The sequence below is a fragment of the Guyparkeria halophila genome (assembly GCF_034479635.1).
In the GTDB taxonomy this organism is placed as follows: domain Bacteria; phylum Pseudomonadota; class Gammaproteobacteria; order Halothiobacillales; family Halothiobacillaceae; genus Guyparkeria; species Guyparkeria halophila.
Window position 1 is genome coordinate 782,810 of record NZ_CP140153.1, and the last position, 16,538, is coordinate 799,347.

General features: G+C 65.8%; 17 protein-coding genes and 1 tRNA gene. 10 read left to right on the forward strand and 8 right to left on the reverse strand.

What is annotated here, in order from left to right; translation table 11 throughout:
* The first annotated feature begins 116 nt into the window (after positions 1–116).
* Positions 117–1,454 (forward strand): DUF2254 domain-containing protein, encoded by a 1,338-nt coding sequence (locus SR882_RS03640; protein WP_322521991.1) that lies wholly within the window; start codon positions 117–119, stop codon positions 1,452–1,454.
* A gap of 145 nt (positions 1,455–1,599) precedes the next feature.
* On the opposite strand, the gene SR882_RS03645 is transcribed toward SR882_RS03640, so the two are convergent.
* Complete coding sequence (locus tag SR882_RS03645; RefSeq protein WP_322521992.1) at positions 1,600–2,142, reverse strand: type 1 glutamine amidotransferase domain-containing protein; 543 nt, start codon at positions 2,140–2,142, stop codon at positions 1,600–1,602.
* Positions 2,143–2,314: 172 nt separating this feature from the next.
* Between SR882_RS03645 and SR882_RS03650 the strand changes: the two genes are divergently transcribed.
* Positions 2,315–3,319, forward strand: coding sequence for an alpha/beta fold hydrolase (locus tag SR882_RS03650; RefSeq protein ID WP_322521993.1), 1,005 nt, complete (start codon positions 2,315–2,317; stop codon positions 3,317–3,319).
* A 3-nt stretch (positions 3,320–3,322) separates the two neighbouring features.
* Here SR882_RS03650 and SR882_RS03655 read toward each other — a convergent pair whose 3' ends face one another.
* Together SR882_RS03655 and SR882_RS03660 are read right to left on the reverse strand one after the other, a co-directional pair.
* Positions 3,323–3,478 carry an entericidin A/B family lipoprotein gene (locus SR882_RS03655; protein WP_322521994.1) on the reverse strand — a complete coding sequence of 52 codons (156 nt, stop codon included), beginning with the start codon at positions 3,476–3,478 and terminating at the stop codon, positions 3,323–3,325.
* Between the two features lie 160 nt (positions 3,479–3,638).
* Positions 3,639–3,791 carry an entericidin A/B family lipoprotein gene (locus SR882_RS03660; RefSeq protein ID WP_322521995.1) on the reverse strand — a complete coding sequence of 51 codons (153 nt, stop codon included), beginning with the start codon at positions 3,789–3,791 and terminating at the stop codon, positions 3,639–3,641.
* A gap of 115 nt (positions 3,792–3,906) precedes the next feature.
* Here SR882_RS03660 and SR882_RS03665 point away from each other — a divergent pair, with 115 nt between their 5' ends.
* Together SR882_RS03665 and SR882_RS03670 are read left to right on the forward strand one after the other, a co-directional pair.
* Positions 3,907–5,109, forward strand: a complete 1,203-nt coding sequence (locus SR882_RS03665; protein WP_322521996.1) for a cation:proton antiporter — start codon at positions 3,907–3,909, stop codon at positions 5,107–5,109.
* Positions 5,106–5,546, forward strand: a complete 441-nt coding sequence (locus SR882_RS03670; protein WP_322521997.1) for a CBS domain-containing protein — start codon at positions 5,106–5,108, stop codon at positions 5,544–5,546. Before SR882_RS03665 ends, SR882_RS03670 begins: the two co-directional genes overlap by 4 nt.
* Positions 5,547–5,751: 205 nt before the next feature.
* On the opposite strand, the gene SR882_RS03675 is transcribed toward SR882_RS03670, so the two are convergent.
* From SR882_RS03675 to SR882_RS03690, 4 genes are all read right to left on the reverse strand, one after another.
* Entirely contained in the window at positions 5,752–6,210 is a 459-nt protein-coding gene (locus SR882_RS03675) for an ATP-dependent zinc protease family protein (RefSeq protein WP_322521998.1), read from the reverse strand.
* Between the two features lie 22 nt (positions 6,211–6,232).
* Positions 6,233–7,264, reverse strand: coding sequence for a succinylglutamate desuccinylase/aspartoacylase family protein (locus SR882_RS03680; protein ID WP_322521999.1), 1,032 nt, complete (start codon positions 7,262–7,264; stop codon positions 6,233–6,235).
* 4 nt (positions 7,265–7,268) lie between these two features.
* A complete protein-coding gene (rimK, locus tag SR882_RS03685) occupies positions 7,269–8,189 on the reverse strand; it encodes a 30S ribosomal protein S6--L-glutamate ligase (RefSeq protein WP_322522000.1) in 921 nt (306 codons plus the stop codon).
* A 114-nt stretch (positions 8,190–8,303) separates the two neighbouring features.
* A tRNA-Leu gene (locus SR882_RS03690) sits at positions 8,304–8,390 on the reverse strand.
* Positions 8,391–8,803: 413 nt separating this feature from the next.
* Here SR882_RS03690 and SR882_RS03695 point away from each other — a divergent pair.
* From SR882_RS03695 to hda, 3 genes are read left to right on the forward strand one after another with little or no spacing between them, the layout of a single operon-like run.
* Positions 8,804–11,734, forward strand: a complete 2,931-nt coding sequence (locus tag SR882_RS03695) for an insulinase family protein (protein ID WP_322522001.1) — start codon at positions 8,804–8,806, stop codon at positions 11,732–11,734.
* Positions 11,735–11,748: 14 nt separating this feature from the next.
* Entirely contained in the window at positions 11,749–12,849 is a 1,101-nt protein-coding gene (locus SR882_RS03700) for an AI-2E family transporter (RefSeq protein ID WP_322522002.1), read from the forward strand.
* A 5-nt stretch (positions 12,850–12,854) separates the two neighbouring features.
* A complete protein-coding gene (gene hda / locus SR882_RS03705) occupies positions 12,855–13,550 on the forward strand; it encodes a DnaA regulatory inactivator Hda (protein WP_322522003.1) in 696 nt (231 codons plus the stop codon).
* 14 nt (positions 13,551–13,564) lie between these two features.
* On the opposite strand, the gene smpB is transcribed toward hda, so the two are convergent.
* Positions 13,565–14,044, reverse strand: coding sequence for an SsrA-binding protein SmpB (smpB, locus tag SR882_RS03710; protein WP_322522004.1), 480 nt, complete (start codon positions 14,042–14,044; stop codon positions 13,565–13,567).
* A 164-nt stretch (positions 14,045–14,208) separates the two neighbouring features.
* Here smpB and SR882_RS03715 point away from each other — a divergent pair, with 164 nt between their 5' ends.
* The 3 genes from SR882_RS03715 (at position 14,209) to SR882_RS03725 (ending at position 16,484) form a co-directional block, all read left to right on the forward strand.
* Positions 14,209–15,570: a sodium-dependent transporter gene (locus SR882_RS03715; protein WP_322522005.1), complete on the forward strand. Its 1,362-nt coding sequence runs from the start codon at positions 14,209–14,211 to the stop codon at positions 15,568–15,570.
* A gap of 78 nt (positions 15,571–15,648) precedes the next feature.
* Positions 15,649–16,113 carry a type II toxin-antitoxin system RatA family toxin gene (locus SR882_RS03720; RefSeq protein WP_322522006.1) on the forward strand — a complete coding sequence of 155 codons (465 nt, stop codon included), beginning with the start codon at positions 15,649–15,651 and terminating at the stop codon, positions 16,111–16,113.
* A complete protein-coding gene (locus SR882_RS03725; protein ID WP_322522007.1) occupies positions 16,110–16,484 on the forward strand; it encodes an RnfH family protein in 375 nt (124 codons plus the stop codon). Before SR882_RS03720 ends, SR882_RS03725 begins: the two co-directional genes overlap by 4 nt.
* Positions 16,485–16,538 lie beyond the last annotated feature (54 nt).

Consider the following 16,538-nt stretch of genomic DNA (forward strand, 5'->3'; position numbering starts at 1 on the left):
GCTATAACAAGCGGGACGGAGTGCGATCAAGGGTGACCGACGCCTGGGCGCGCGTCGACCGGCCCGGCTTTCGGTCGGGGTAGGGCGGGAATGACAAGGGATGAGGTGCCGTCATCGTGAAAGCGCAGCTGTTCAAGTACTGGGAGGCCTTGCGCACCAGTTTCTGGTTCATCCCGTCGATCATGGTCTTGGGGGCCGTGGCGCTGTCGATCGCTGCCACTCAAGCGGACAATCTGGCGATACGCGAGGGGTGGCTGACCTGGGGGTGGGCATTCACTGGTGGCCCTGACGGGGCCAGTGCGGTGCTGAGCCTTATTGCCGGGTCGATGACGACCATTGCCGGTGTCGTGTTCTCCATGACTCTGGTGGTGCTTTCCCTGGCCTCGTCGCAGATGGGCCCGCGTCTGCTGCGCAGCTTCATGCGCGACCCGCCGACCCAGATCGTGCTCGGGACGTTCGTGGCCACGTTTCTCTACTGCGTGCTGGTGGTGCTCACCATTCGGCGTGGTGAAGAGGACGCGTTCGTGCCGCACCTGTCGGTCACCCTGGGGGTGCTGTTGGCGGTGATCAGCATGGGGGTGTTGATCTACTTCATCCATCACGTGGCCATTTCCATCCAGGCGAACCAGGTGGTCGCGCGAATCGGCCGTGAACTGATCGATGTGTTGGAGAGCCTGTACCCCGAAACCATTGGTCAGGGGCCGGCGGGGGAGTCCGCGCGGCCCGCGGATGCGGCCTTCTTGCAGCGCTTTGATCGAGAGGCCGAGCCGGTGTGTTCCTCGGGCGACGGCTACCTGCAATTCATCGATGCCGATGCCCTGATGGCCCTGGCCGTGCGCCAGGATGTGGTCGTTCGTATTGAGTGTCACCCCGGCCATTACGTGGTTGCCGGCGGATCCTTGCTGCGGGTCTGGCCTGCTGGCCAGCGGAGCGACGAGTTTGACCGGGAGGTCAACGCGGCCTTTGCCCTGGGCAATCAGCGCACCGCCGGCCAGGACATCGAATTCGCTCTCTTCGAGCTGGTGGAGATTGCCGTGCGGGCGTTGTCGCCGGGGATCAATGATCCGTTCACCGCCATTGCCTGTGTCGATCGACTCGGTTCGGCGTTGTGCCGACTGGCCACGCGCGACATGCCATCTCCGTATCGGCATGACAGTGAGGGACCGTTGCGGGTGATTGCTCCCTCCCCCAGTTTCCCGGCGATGCTCGACGCCGGGTTCGACCAGATTCGGCAATACGGGCGATCGAGCGTAGCGGTGAGCATTCGGTTGATGGAAACGCTCGTGCTGATCACGGCCTTTACACATCGACCGGCCCACCGGGCGGCAGTCCTGCGGCAGGCCGAGATGATCCGGCGGGGAGCGTGGCTGAGCTTTGCCGAACAGGAGGACCGTGAGGCACTGGAGACGCCCTATCGGGCGGTAAAGCAGGCGCTGGCCACGCCGGTGCCGTAAGGCCGTGTGAGGAGACGCACCAAAGCCCGACGTCATGCCGGGCTTTGGTTGGGTCAGGCCAAGGTGCTCGCCAAGGCAATCACCGGGGCAATCACCGGGGCAATCGGCAGAGCAATCGCCAGGGTGATCGAACGGCTCGAGGGCGTCACCCTGCCGCGATCGTCTCGATCAACTTGGCGTTGAAGGCCGGCAGGTCATGGGGGTTGCGGCTGGTGATCAGGCCGTTATCCACCACCACCTCCTCGTCGACCCAGACGGCACCGGCGTTCTTCAGGTCGGTCTGGATGCTGGGGTAGGAGGTCACGCGCCGGCCCTGCAGTACGTCGGCCTCAGCCAGCGTCCAGCCACCGTGACAGATGGCGGCCACGGGCTTGTGCTGATCGAAGAAGCTCCGGACGAAGGCGACGGCCGTCTCGTTCTGGCGCAACGCATCCGGGTTCATCACCCCGCCGGGAAGTACCAGGGCGTCGAAGTCCGCCCCGCTGGCCTCATCCAGTGGCACGTCGACGTCAAAGGCATCGCCCCAGTCGGTGTGCTGCCAGCCCTTTACCTGACCGTCAGCCGGCGAGACGATCTGGGCGATCGCGCCCGCTCCCTCAAGCGCACGCTTGGGTTCGGCCAGCTCGACCTGCTCGAAGCCGTCCGCAACCAGCAGGGCGACACGTTTGCCATTGAGTTGTTCGCTCATGGGTTGCCTCCTCGAGAAAAATCATGGGAAACCTGTGTCAATCCTAGAAGACGAAGCGGGTGTCTTCAGGTGCTGGATTGGCCGTTGGCGATCGGCCCCGGGTGGCATCGTGCCCGGCTTCAATCCGTCGGATCGACTACGCTTCGATCACCGGTTTACGAGGCCCGTACCCATGTTTCGATTGATGCGTGTCGATCGCGTTGCCCATGCGCTGATGATCTCGATCGCGCTGATTTGCCTGCTTGCCGTGCCATCGGTTCACGCGGGTTACTCCACGCCAGAACAGACCGTCTGGGTTGGTGATCAGACAGTGCGATATCACCTGATGGGGGATGCCGGGGCGCCGGTGGCGATCGTGCTGGGCGGCGGCCCCGGCTTTTCCAGCTGGAACCTCGAGCCGGTGCAGCGTCGGCTCGCCGAGCTTGGCTACCAGGTGGCCATCATGGACATGCTCGGGGTGGGTGAGAACGCCACCCAGGGGGAGCCACCGACGGGACAAGCCCTACTAGATGCCTGGGTGGAACAGGTCGAGGTCTTGCGCCGGGCGGTGGCCGACGATCGGCCGGTGGTGCTCCTGGGGCATTCCTGGGGGGCGCTGATGGCGCTGCTCTACACCCGGGCGCATCCCGATGCGGTGCGCCGGCTGGTGCTCCTGAATCCCGTCGACCCCGAGCGCCGGGCGATGCGTGATGTCGCTGAGCAGATCGATCGGCGCCGAGCCCGGGAACGGGGCGAGGCCTGGGACGACGAGCGTGCCTGGGAGCAGCGCATGGGCAGCGACGACGACCCGACAGCGGCCGCGCGACACCAGATCGAGCGCTCGTTGCCGAGCTACTTTCTGGACTACCGCCAGGGCCAGCGCTACGCCGAGCAGTTCGATGCCTCGGACTTCTCGCCCCGACTGAATATCGAGGGCTGGCGGGCCTACCGGGACAACCCGGTGAACTACGCGACCATTCGCGCCTGGGGCCTGCCGATCGACGTGATCGGTTGTCGGCGGGACCTGCTCATGCCGGTGAATATCGAGGCGTTGCAGGCCAACCTGTCGTTGGGGCGGGTCGAGTTGCTGGAGGGCTGCGTGCACTTCCCCTGGGAGGAGGTGCCGGAGGCATTCGGCAAGGCGCTCGCCCGGGTGCTGTTGCGTGTCGCCGGCCCGGAAGCCGCGCGAGCCCCCTGAGGGTTATTGTTCGCTCTCGTTTTCGTTCTCGCTTGCCGCCCCCTCGATCGAGCCACCGAGGTTCTGGATGTCCTCACCCAGGCCCTTCATGGTGTTGCAGCCGGTGGTCAGGGCCAGCAGGCCGGCAAGGAAGGTCGCGCTGATGAGTCGCAGGATCATGGCAGGGTCTCCGTGTGGTTTGACGGGCGTTCGTGCCTCAGCGGGCAAGTGCCCATCGCCGACATCAATGTGGTCGTCCATGGCGACGCCGAGGCAGTCGGGATCAAAAAAGGCCACGCCGTGTCTGGCGTGGCCTTTGTCTCGCCGGATCGAGCGGGGGTCAATCGTGCTCTTCGGCTTCACTCTCGATCGACTCACCCAGTTCTTCGGTGTCCTGTCCCAGGCCTTCCATGGTGTTGCAACCGGAGAGGAAGGCGAGGGGGCCCGCCAGAATGACGAGCAGGCTCATGCGCTTGAGAGTGGTAATCATCATGTCGCTTCTCCTTTCTTGCTTTTGTGCATGTGGCAAGGACTAGGATAGACGCTGGGCGGAAAGGTTCCCGGGCTGGCCCGTCGACACCGCGTCCGCCCCGAGACAAGGAGGATTTGTGGAGATACTGCTGATCGGCATATTGCTGCTCTCTGGGCTGGCCTTCGGCTCGGTGGGCAGTCACCTGTTAGGGGTGCCCCGCGTGGTGGGCTACATCCTGATCGGGATGCTGTTCGCGCCGGCTCTCCTCGGCGGGCAGCTGGGCATGACCGATACCGAGTGGACTCAACCGCTCGTATCGGTGGCCCTCGGCATCATTGCCTACGTGATCGGCGGGGCCATCTCTCTGGGGCAGTTGCGCCGTCTCGGCTGGAGCATTGTTGGGGCGACGCTGGGCGAGGTGTCTGGTGCCTTCCTGGCGGTGTTTGGCGCCGTCCTGCTGCTTGGGCTGACGGTGGCCGATCTGCCGCTGTGGTCGTTCGCCCTGGTACTGGCCGCCGTCGCCCCCGCCACCGCTCCCGCGGCCATCGTGGCGGTGGTGCACCAGTATCGAGCCCGCGGGAAATTGACCACCACGCTGCTCGGCATGGTGGCGATCGATGATGCGTTGGGAATCCTTATTTTCGCGCTCGTGCTGGCCGCCCTGGGAAGCGGCTCACTCGGCGGTGCGCTGGGTATGGCCTTCTGGGAAATCGGCGCGGCCCTGATCGCCGGCGGTCTTGGCGGCTTTCTGATCGAGCGCCTGTCGCGCCGGTTTCATGAGCAGAGCATGCTGGTGCCGTTGTTGCTGGGAGGGATTCTCCTGATCGTCGGGCTGGCCGAATGGGCCGAGTTCTCGGCGCTGCTGGCGGCGATGGTGCTCGGCGTTTCGGTGCGCTGGTTTTGCGGCTCGCACGCCGAGCGACTGCTCGAACCGATCGAGGATCTGGAAGAAGCGGTCTTCGTCGTGTTCTTCACCTTCGCCGGCATGCACTTTGACCCGATGGCGGTGGTCGACTATTGGCCACTGATGCTGGCCTATTTCGTTGCCCGCGCGGTTGGCCTGTTCCTCGGTGGCGGCAGCGGCGCTCGATTGGCCGGAGCGCCCCGGGAGGTCTGGTCCAACGTCGGCTTCGGCCTGTTCCCTCAGGGGGGCGTCGCCATCGGGCTCGCGCTGCTGCTGACCCACCGACCCGGGTTCTCGCAGGCCGGCGAAATTATCGTCAACCTGATCACGGCCACGACACTGCTGACCGAATCGGTCGGGGCGATCTCGGTGCGTTATGGTCTGAGTCGGGCGGGTGAAATCGGTCTTGAACAGGCCGGGGGGAAGGCGAAATGAAGATCACCGACTGGTTGCAACGCCATCCGGTGAGCGGGGTGACGGTCGAGCGTGATGCCTCGCTCGAGCAAGCGGCGCAGGCCTTGCTCGAGGAACCCGAATGTCGCGATATCTACGTTATCGATGCCGATAGGCGTGTTGTCGGGCACTTGGGATTCCGGCACCTGGCCGGGGTGTTGCTGTCAGCGCACCGGCCGACACACAGCCGTCGCCAGATGCTAAATCGGGTGGCCCGTGGTCCGGTGCATGAGTTCATGGATCAGCGGTTCATTGCCGCCCGTCTGGATGAGAGCGTCCACCACGTGCTGCATGCTCACATGGAGCGGCGGATCGAGGATATCCCGGTGTTGGACGAAGAGGGGCGCCTTGAAGGCGTGATCCGGCTGGTGGACCTGGTCCGTGCGGCTATCGAGCCGTCGGACGACAGCATTGGCTAAGGAAACTCTGCACGAATCCGATACCGCTCTGCGCGCCTTGCACCCGCCCGCCGCAAGGCGCGCCCTACGGGGCTAGGCGAGCCGCCCGTGCTCGGTGTTGCGCCGCCTTGCCGTGGCCACCGGCACGTCGGCGACGCCGCGCCTTGATCACGAACGGCTCGAATAGCCGGAGCACTATCGGATTCGTGCAGAGTTTCCCTAGGCCTCAGCCGCGCGGTTTGCCGGTGAGATACGAGGCCGAGGGGTCCACCAGAAAACGCCCCTCCATCGCCTTGCGCCCCAGCAGCATGCGAAAGCGCATGGTGTCGCGATCGGTCAGGGTCAGTTCGATCGGCTGCTCGCTCTGGCCGATCACCAGTCGCGTGGCGATCACGTAGCGGTTCTCGCGGTGCCCGCCGGAGTCCGATACCTGGCGGCGGTCGAGCAACGGGGCCTCGCATTGCACGACCGTTTCGTTGTCTCCCTGGATGGGGTGGATGCCGATACGGACCCAGTCGCGCCCCTCGCGCCGGAACGGTTCGACGGCAAAGGCGTGCAGCGCCGAGGTGCGTGCGCCGGTATCCACCTTCACCTTGATCCGCCGGATGCCGAGATCGGGCAGCGCCACCCATTCGCGCCAGCCCAGGTGGGCGAGTCGCTCGGTCGTGTCCTCGTCACGGGTCATGTGTGCTGATCCGTCATGCTGCTCAGTCCTCGGAGGCGTCCTCGTCGTCGGTGTGGTTGGCCTGGAAGTCCTCGACCTTGCCGGCGACCTCGCTGACGTCGCCCTTGAAACGAGCGATGTGGTAGACCGCGTCACCCTCGTGGACCAGTGGGCGTTCGAGCCGGCCGATCACCACCCCGTCGCTGGGCGAGACGATCGATTCGCGTCGGCCGCTGTAGGCGTCGTCGACGTAGCCGAGCGTCTCGCCGCGGGCGACCTGGGAACCGAGTCTCACCACCGTGCCCAGCATGCCGCTTTCCGGGGCGCGCACCCACAGGCTGCGCCGGGAGACGAACGGCTCCGGGCGGGCGGTCTTGCGTCGTGTCGGCGCCAGCATGTTGAGCGCACGCATCACGTTGAGCACGCCCTGGGTGCCCGCCCGAATGGAAACCTCGTCGAAACGCAGCGCTTCCCCCGCCTCGTAGAGGAGGGTGGGAATGCCGAGTTCGCCGGCCGCTGCCCGCAGGGAGCCGTCGCGCAGGGACGAGTTGAGCAGCACGGGCACGTCGAAGGCCCGCGCCAGTCGCAGGGTCTCGGGATCGTCGAGGTTGCCGCGGATCTGCGGCAGGTTGGTGCGGTGGATCGCGCCGGTGTGCAGGTCGATGCCGTGGCTGCAACGGCTGACGATCTCCTCGAGGAACAGGTGGGCCAGCCGGGCGGCCAGCGATCCCTCGTCGGAGCCCGGAAACGAGCGATTGAGGTCGCGCCGGTCGGGCAGGTAGCGGCTTTCGTGGATCAGGCCGTAGGCATTGACCACCGGCACGGCGATCAGGGTGCCGCGCAGGCGCTGCAGTGTCGGGGTCTTTAGTACGCGGCGGATGATTTCCACGCCGTTGAGTTCGTCGCCGTGGACGGCGGCGCAGACGAACAAGGTCGGGCCGTCGCGCCGACCGTGGATCACGTGCACCGGCATGGAAAGCGCGGTGTGCGAACTCAGGCGCGGCATTTCCAGGTCGACCAGGGCGCGTCGCCCCGGTTCGATGCGCCGCCCGGCGATCTCGAAGGCCTGGCGCATGCCCTCAGCCCCGGCCACGGGTGCGGGTCAGGCCACGCGAGGTGCGTCGTTCCGCCAGTCGCTTCTCGATGAACTGGATCTGTGTGCCGGCGATGTCCTTGCCGGTGGCCGTCTCGATGCCCTCCAGCCCGGGCGACGAGTTGACCTCCATCACCACCGGGCCGTGGTTCGAGCGCAGCAGGTCGACGCCGGCGACGTTCAGTCCCATGGTCTTGGCCGCGCGCACCGCCGTGGAGCGCTCCTCGGGGGTGATCCGGATCAGGCTGGCCGAGCCACCGCGATGCAGGTTGGAGCGGAACTCGCCTTCCTTGCCCTGGCGCTTCATCGACGCCACCACCTTGTCGCCGATGACGAAGCAGCGGATGTCGGCGCCGCCGGCCTCCTTGATGTATTCCTGCACCAGGATGTTGGCCTTCAGGCCCATGAACGCCTCGATCACGCTCTCGGCGGCCTGGTTGGTCTCGGCCAGCACCACGCCGATGCCCTGCGTGCCCTCGAGCAGCTTGATGACCAGCGGCGCGCCACCGACCATCTTGATCAGGTCCTCGACGTCGTCGGGACGGTGGGCGAAGCCGGTTACCGGCAGGCCGATGCCCTTGCGCGAGAGCAATTGCAGCGAGCGCAGCTTGTCGCGAGAACGGCTGATGGCGACCGACTCGTTGAGCGGGAAGGTGCCCATCATCTCGAACTGCCGCAGCACCGAGGCGCCGTAGAAGGTCACCGAGGCGCCGATGCGCGGGATGACCGCGTCGAAGTCATCGAGCGTCTCGCCCTTGTAGTGCACCTTGGGCTTGTTCGAGGTGATGTTCATGTAACAGCGCAGCACGTCCAGTACCCGCACCTCGTGGCCACGGTCGGTGGCGGCCTCGACCAGGCGTCGGGTGGAGTAGAGCTTCGGGTTGCGCGACAGGATGGCGATCTTCATGGGTCAGTTCGGTCCAGGGAGAGAAATGGGTCGGGTGACTGGATGACCCAACTGTAGGAAAGATCGCGCCGGATTGGGCGTTGTCTGGATCGACCGGGAGATCGGATCGGGATCTGGTGCGGGTGGCCGGACTCGAACCGGCACGGCCTTTCGGCCTGCAGATTTTAAGTCTGCTGTGTCTACCAATTCCACCACACCCGCGATGGGACTCGGCCGGGCGGGGTGCCCGGCGGCGGGCATTCTATCGCCTTTCGTCGGTGTCGGCGAACCGCATGCATGGGCGTTAAGGAGCCTCTACGCGAATGCCATACCGCTCTGCGTGCCTTGAGCCGGGTAGATGCAAGGCGCTCGTCCGCCGCGGAAGGGTGATTCCCTTTCCAAGGAGGACAACGCAGCAGATGCCCGGCTCAAGGCGCGCCCTGCGGGGCCTGGCGAGCCGCCCGTGCTCGGTGTTGCGTCGTCTTGACGTGGCCACCGGCACGCCGGCGACGACGCGCCTTGATCACGAACGGCTCGACAGGCCAGAGTGGCATGGCGTCCGCGTAGAGGCTCCTTAAGGTGCGTTACACTCACGCGTTCGATTCATTCAGCACAGCCCGGAGTTATCCGCGATCATGTCAGAAGCCAACGGTTCCCATGCCAAGGGCCACCATCCCGCGTTCAGCCTGGTGCGCTCGGTACCCATCGAGGCGCTCAACCTGACCGTCGACGAGTATCGGCACGACAAGACCGGCGCCCGGCACTACCACCTGGCCACCGACGACGACCAGAACGTGTTCCTGGTCGGCCTGCGCACGGTGCCGGAGGACTCCACCGGCGTGGCGCACATCCTCGAGCACACCGCGCTGTGCGGCTCGGAGCGCTTTCCGGTACGCGACCCCTTCTTCATGATGATCCGCCGGTCGCTCAACACCTTCATGAACGCCTTCACCTCGAGCGACTGGACGGCCTACCCGTTTGCCTCCTGCAACGAGAAGGACTACTACAACCTGCTCGACGTCTATCTCGACGCGACGTTCTTCTCGCGCATCGACGAGCTCGATTTCCGCCAGGAAGGCCACCGGGTCGAATTCGAGCAGTGGGATGATCCGAGCACGCCGCTGACCTTCAAGGGCGTGGTATTCAACGAGATGAAGGGCGCGATGAGCGACCCGACCTCGGTGCTCTGGCAGACGCTCTCGCGTGAACTGTTCCCCGATACCACCTATCACCACAATTCCGGTGGCGACCCGGAGCGGATCCCGGATCTGACCTACGAGCAGATGGTGGCGTTCTACAAGCGCTTCTACCACCCGTCGAACGCGGTGTTCATGACCTACGGCAACCAGCCGGTCGAGCGCTTGCAAACCGAGTTCGAGGAACGAGCCCTGGCGCGTTTCGACGAGATCGACCCGGATTCGGCCGTGCCGCTGCAATCCATCTTCGCCGGCCCGAAACAGGTCGAGGACATCTATCCGCTCGACGACGAGGACACCAGCGAAAAGACCCACGTCAATATCGGCTGGATGCTCGACGAGAGCGCCGACCTCGACGCGCGTCTCGAGGCCCAGCTGCTCGAGGGTGTGTTGCTGGAAAACAGCGCCTCGCCGCTGCTGCGCGCGCTGGAGACCACGGATCTGGGTGCCGCGCCCTCGCCGGTGCTGGGGCTGGAGGATTCGCAGCGCCAGATGGTGTTCGTCGCCGGGCTCGAGGGCAGCGAGGCCGACCGCGCCGAGGCGGTCGAGAAGCTGGTCCTCGATACGCTCACCGAGGTGGCGGACAAGGGCGTCGACCCCGACATGGTCGAGTCGGTGCTCCATCAGCTCGAGCTCGAGCAGCGCGAGGTGACCGGCGATGGTTTCCCCTATGGCCTGCACCTGATCGTCCAGGCGCTGCCGGCGGCGATCCACGACAGCGATCCGATCAACCTGCTCGATCTCGAGCCGGCCCTCGAGCGCCTGCGCGCCAAGGCCGCTGACCCGCAGTTCATCCCCAACCTCGTCCGCCGGCTGCTGCTGGACAACCCGCATCGCGTGCGGCTGGTATTGAAGCCGGATACCGAGCTCTCCGCGCGCCAGCTGGCCGCGGAGAAGGCCCGTCTGGCGGCGATGCAGGACACGCTGACGGCGGATGACAAGCAGCGCATCGTCGATCAGGCCAAGGCGCTGGCCGATCGCCAGGCCGAGGAGGGCGACCTGTCGCTGCTACCGACGGTAACCCGCGAGGACATCCCCGAAGACATCGACATCCCGCAGCCCGAGCAGTTCGTGCACCAGCCGTCGAGCCAGCGTTGGTACAACCGCAGCACCAACGGCCTGTGCTACCTGCAGCTGGCGATCGACCTGCCGCATCTGGATCGTGACGAGCTCGAGCTGATGCCGGTCTACACCAGCCTGCTCACCGAGTTGGGGGCGGGCGATCGCGACTACGTCGCCATGGCCGAGGCGGTGACCGCCAAGACCGGCGGTTTCTCCTCGGGTGCCTCGGTGCGCGCCGGTATCGACGACGTGCACCGGACCAGCGGCTTCTGGCTGCTGTCGGGCAAGGCGCTGGTGCGCCACGCCGATGCGATGGTCGACCTGTTCCACCAGCATCTCGATGCGGCGCGCTTCGACGAGATCGACCGCATTCGCGACCTGGTCAGCCAGATGCGTTTCGGCACCGAGCAGGGTGTCTCCGGCCGCGGTCATGTCCACGCCATGATGCTGGCCTCGTCGGGCATGTCGGCCCGCGCGGCCATGCGGCACGACACCGCCGGCGTCTCGGCCGTGCGTCGCATCAAGGCGATGGACGACGGGCTCGAGCAGGCCGAGTCGCGCTACGATCTGGCCGAGCGGCTTGCCCGCCTGCACGAGAAGCTCAAGGGCGGCCTGCGTCATTACAACGTGGTCACCGAGCAGCGGCATTTTGCCGAGATGGCTCAGGCCCTGCGCCCGCACATGCACCAGGGGCAGACGGACCAGCCGTTTGCGCTGGGGCATCACGAGGCGCGGGTGCGCGAGGCCTGGATCGGCAACCTTGCGGTCAACTATTGCGCCAAGGCCCATGCCTGCGTGCCGCCCAAGCACCCGGATGCGGCCGCGCTGGCCGTGCTGGGTGGCTTCATGCGCAACGGCTTTCTGCATACGGCGATTCGCGAGAAGGGCGGCGCCTACGGTGGCGGGGCCGGCTTCGATGCCGAGTCCGGCAGCTTCCGCTTCTTCTCCTACCGCGATCCGCGTCTGGCCGAGACGCTCGACGACTTCGATCGCGCCGTCGACTGGGTGGTGGACAATACCCACGAGGACCGCACCGTCGAGGAGGCGATCTTCGGCGTGATCGCCTCGATCGACAAACCGGGTTCCCCGGCCGGCGAGGCGAAGAAGGCGTTCATGGACACGCTGCACGGGCGTACGCCGGATGACCTGCGCGAGATCCGGGCCCGGGTGCTCGATGTCACCCAGGACGATCTCAAGCGGGTGGCGGAAACCTATCTCAAGCCCGAAACGGCGTCGGTCGGTGTGCTTGCCGGTCCGTCGCGCGAAGAGGACCTCAAGGCGCTGGATCTGCGGATCGAGCGCATCTGACAAGGATGAGCGACATGACGACCAGGGCAAGTGCTGCGACGCGCTGGATGATCGGGATCGGCCTGGCCGGTCTGCTGCTGGTGGCATATTTCCTGTTGCCGATCCTGAGCCCCTTCGTGGTGGGCTTTATCATTGCCTACCTGTTCAGCCCGCTGGTGACCCGGCTCGACCGGCACGGCATCTCACGGACATGGGGGACCTCGCTGATCTTCCTGGTCGGCGCGCTGTTGTTGCTGGTCGGCCTGATCGCCTTGATCCCGGTGCTGATCGAGCAGACGGCGCGACTGGTGCGGGTCTTTCCGCAGTTGCTCGACATCGTCCAGCAGCGGGTAATCCCCTGGGTCAATCAGACCGTCGGGGTCGAGCTGCATGTCGGGCAGTTGCGTGACCTGTTGGTCAAGCACGGCGAGGCAATCGGCAAGATGCTCGCCGACGGCCTGTCGAATGTGTCGGCAACCGGGGCGGCGGTGTTCGTCGCGGTGATGAACCTGCTCCTGATTCCGGTGATTGCCTTCTATCTCTTGCGCGACTGGCCGCGGGTGGTCGAGCGCGTCGAAGAAATGCTGCCGCGTCATCGAGTCGTTACCGTGGTCGAGCTGGCCCGCGAATCCGACCGCATGCTGGGCAACTTCCTGCGCGGTCAGCTGGCCGTGATGATCGCCAACGGGGTGACCTACTCGATCGGTCTGACCCTGATCGGTCTGAATACCGGCGTGGCGATCGGCCTGTTTGCCGGGCTGGTGAGTTTCGTGCCCTATCTGGGGACGATCACCGGCGTGGCGCTGGCTCTGATCGCGATGTATATCCAGGCAGACAGCCTCTGGCCGCTGCTGCTGGTGCTGGGGGTGTTCGGCCTCGGGCAGGTGCTGGAGACGGTGGCCTGGCAGCCGCGTCTCGTCGGCAACGAGATCGGCATGCATCCGGTGGCCGTGATCTTCGCCGTGATGGCCGGTGGCCAGTTGTTCGGTTTTTTCGGCATCCTGCTCGCGCTGCCGGTCTCGGCGGTGCTGATCGTGCTGGGCAAGCACGCCCTGGAGTCCTATCAGCAAAGCCGTTACTACCGCGCCGACAACGAGCCGGCCCTGCCACCGGGCGATGACCGGGCCGGGGACTGAGCCGGATGCAGCAGATCCCGCTGGCGCTCGACCTGGTCACCCCGACGAGTTTCGAGGGGTTCATCGGTAACGAGAACCTGTTGCTCAAGGCGACCCTGGCCAAGCAGGCCACCGGTGCCGGCGAGGAGCAGGTGCTGATCCATGGACCGAGCGGCGCGGGCAAGTCGCATCTGGCCCAGGCGGCCTGTTATCACGCCGGCTCGATGGGGCGACCGGCCGCCTACTGGCCGCTGCGCCAGCTGGGTGGGCAGCTGGCGGCGGCCAGCGAACAGATCGAGGCCTTCGCCCTGGCCGTGATCGACGATGTCGATGCCGTGATCGGTCAGGCCGAGGGCGAATTCATGCTGTTCGACCTGATCAACCGGGCGCGCGAGGCCGGGGTGCCGCTGCTGCTGACGGCCTCGCACCCACCGACCGAGTTGCCGGTGAATCTGGCGGATCTGGCCTCGCGCCTGACCTGGGGCGCGGTGATGGCCGTCCACCTGCCGGGGGACGGCGAGAAGATCGAGTTGCTGCGGGCCCGAGCGCAGGCGCGGGGCCTGGAAATGCCGCATGGCACCGCGCAGTGGATGCTGGGGCATTTGCCGCGTGACGTCGGCACGTTGCTCGAGGCGCTGGACCGGCTGGATCGCGAGTCGATGATCGCCAAGCGCCGGCTGACCATCCCGTTCGTGCGCGAGGTGCTGGTCGAGGCCGACTGAGCCGGAGTGGCCCGTCAGATGGTGTGGCGGACGATGCGCGCCTTGTCGCGTTTCCAGTCGCGGTCCTTGAGGGTCGCGCGCTTGTCGTGGGCCTTCTTGCCCTCGCCCAGCGCGATCTCGAGCTTGACCCTGCCGCGCTTGAAGTACATCGCGGTGGGCACGATCGTGAACCCCTTGCGCTCGACCTGACCGATCAGGCGGGCCAGTTCGTGCTCGTGCAGCAACAGCTTGCGGGTGCGGGTCGGGTCAGGTTTCACGTGGCTGGAGGCCTGCAGCAGCGGGGTGATCACCGCGCCCAGCAACCAGGCCTCGCCGTCCTTGACGATGACGTGCGCGTCGGCGATCTGGGCCTTGCCGGCGCGCAGCGCCTTGACCTCCCAACCCTCGAGCACCAGGCCGGCCTCGATGCGATCGCCGAGGAAGAAGTCGAATTTTGCCTTCTTGTTCAGCGCGATGGTGGACTGGCCGGTGGTGGGCTTGTTGTTCTTGCTCATGCGCGCATTCTAGCAGGATCTGCGCCGCTTCCCCTTGTCTGTGGCCAGTTACGCTGCCCGGCGAAGCCGCTTGGCTGCGGCGGCGCCATGGTGGTAGTTTTCAGCGATTCGCCCGGTTCCCGCGGACAGGGAACGCCGTCCGTCCAAACCGAAGAGGAAGTCCGGTGTCCGCACAGCATCTCGAGAACCACCCGGAATGGAGTGGCCGGTTGGCCTTCATCCTCGCCTCGGCCGGTTCGGCCGTCGGCCTGGGGAATATCTGGAAGTTTCCCTACATCATGGGCGACAACGGTGGCGGTGCGTTCGTGATGATCTACCTCGCCTGCCTGTTGATCGTCGCGACCCCGATCCTGATCAGCGAGGTGATGTTGGGGCGCCGCGCCCGCTCCAATCCGATCATCGGCATGGGCAAGCTCGCCGACCAGGCCGGTGTGAGTCGCGGCTGGCAGGTGATCGGCTGGATGGGCGTGCTCACCGGCTTTCTCATCCTGAGCTTTTACTCGGTGGTGATGGGCTGGGCGCTGTCGTACGTGGAGAAGGCCGCCAACGGTGCCTTCGTCGGGGCCTCGCCGGATACCATCAAGGGGCTGTTCGACGGCCTGGTCGGTAATCCGGGGTCCCTGCTGTTCTGGCACACGGTTGCCATGGTCATGACCGTGGCGGTGGTGGCGCGCGGCGTGCGCGGCGGGCTGGAGCTGGCGACGCGGATCATGATGCCGCTGCTGATCGTGATCCTGGTGCTGCTGTTCGGCTACAACATCGGCACCCCGGGGTTCGCTCCCGCCATGGAATTCATGTTCGCGCCGGACTTCTCGCGGGTGACCGCCGAGACCTTCCTGGTCGCCCTAGGCCATGCCTTCTTTACGCTGAGTCTCGGCATGGGCGCGATCATGGTCTACGGCTCGTATATGCCGCGGGGCACCTCCATCGTGCGGGCCGGTATCTGGATCATCGTGCTGGATACCGGTATCGCCCTGCTGGCCGGCATGGTGATCTTCCCGATCGTGTTCTCCAACGGCATGAGCCCCGAGCAGGGTGCCGGTCTGATCTTTCAGACGTTACCGTTGGCGCTCGGGCAGATGGAATGGGGCTATTGGCTCGCCATCGTGCTGTTCGTGCTGGTATCGATCGCCGCCTGGACCTCGGCCATCTCGCTGGTCGAGCCGGCGGTCTCCTACCTCTGGGAGCGATTCGGCATCCGCCGACTGCATTCGGCGATCGCCGTGGGCCTGTCGACCTGGTCGCTGGGCGTGCTGGCGGCCCTGTCGTTCAACCTGCTCGGTGATCTCACCTTGTTTGGCAAGAATGTCTTCGGCCTGCTGGAATTCACCACCGCCAACATCCTGCTGCCGGCCGGCGGCATGCTGATCGCACTCTTCGCCGCCTGGCGGATGCCGCGCGCCGATTCCGCCGAGGAACTGGGTCTGACCGGCTGGCGCTACCGCTTGTGGTGGTGGCTGGCGGCCATCGTCGCCCCGCTGGGCGTGGCACTGGTGTTCCTGAACGGGTTGGGCGTGTTCGGCTGATTCGGCTGTCGCCCGGGTGATGCGGCGGCTTTGCTAGAATGCCCTTTTGAGCACTCCAAACGGCGGACCTTCCCCGGTATGAGCACCACCATCGAGCGACAGGTCGATGTGCCGTTTTCGGCGCTGCAGATGTACGCGCTGGTCAACGACATCGACGCCTATCCCGACTTCCTTCCCTGGTGCGAGCAGACGCGCATCCTGCAGGCATCGGGTGACGAGGTCGAGGCCAGCATCACCCTGAAGAAGGGCGCGATCCGCAAGACCTTCGTGACTCGCAATCACAACGAGCCGGGCTCGCGCATCGTGGTCACCCTGGTCGATGGACCGTTTCGTCATCTCGATGGTTTCTGGGGCTTCGAGGACCTGCCCGATGGCGGGTCGCGGGTGACGCTCGACATGCGCTTCGAATTCTCCAACCGGCTGCTGGAACGCGCGATTGGCCCGGTGTTCCGCGAGATCGTCAAGAATCTCGTCGGCTCCTTCCGCAAGCGGGCCTTTGAGGTCTACCCACGCGAGCCATCCGGCGGGGGTGACGGGGCGTGAAGGCCGAAGTGGCCTACGCCCGCCCCGACGTGCAGCTGATTCTCGAGGTGGATGTGGCCGAGGGGGCGAGCGTCGAAGAGGCGATTCGTCTCAGCGGCATTCTGGAACGCTTCCCCGAGATTGACCTGTCGAACCAGAAGGTGGGTGTGTTCGCCAAGGTCGCGCCACTGTCGCAGGCGTTGCGCGAGTGGGATCGCGTCGAGATCTATCGCCCGTTGATCGCCGATCCCAAGGCGGCGCGTCGTCAGCGTGCGCAGGAGGATGGCGCCCGGAAGGATGGGGCCAAGAAGGATGAGGCTCGGGCTGGACGAAAATCGGCACCGCCCAAGCAGGATCAAGCATCTGCGGACACGAAAAAACCGGCGGAGTAGGCCTCTCGCCGTTTCGTGAAATGGTTGCCAGTGCCCGGTAAACCGGGCGGCCGG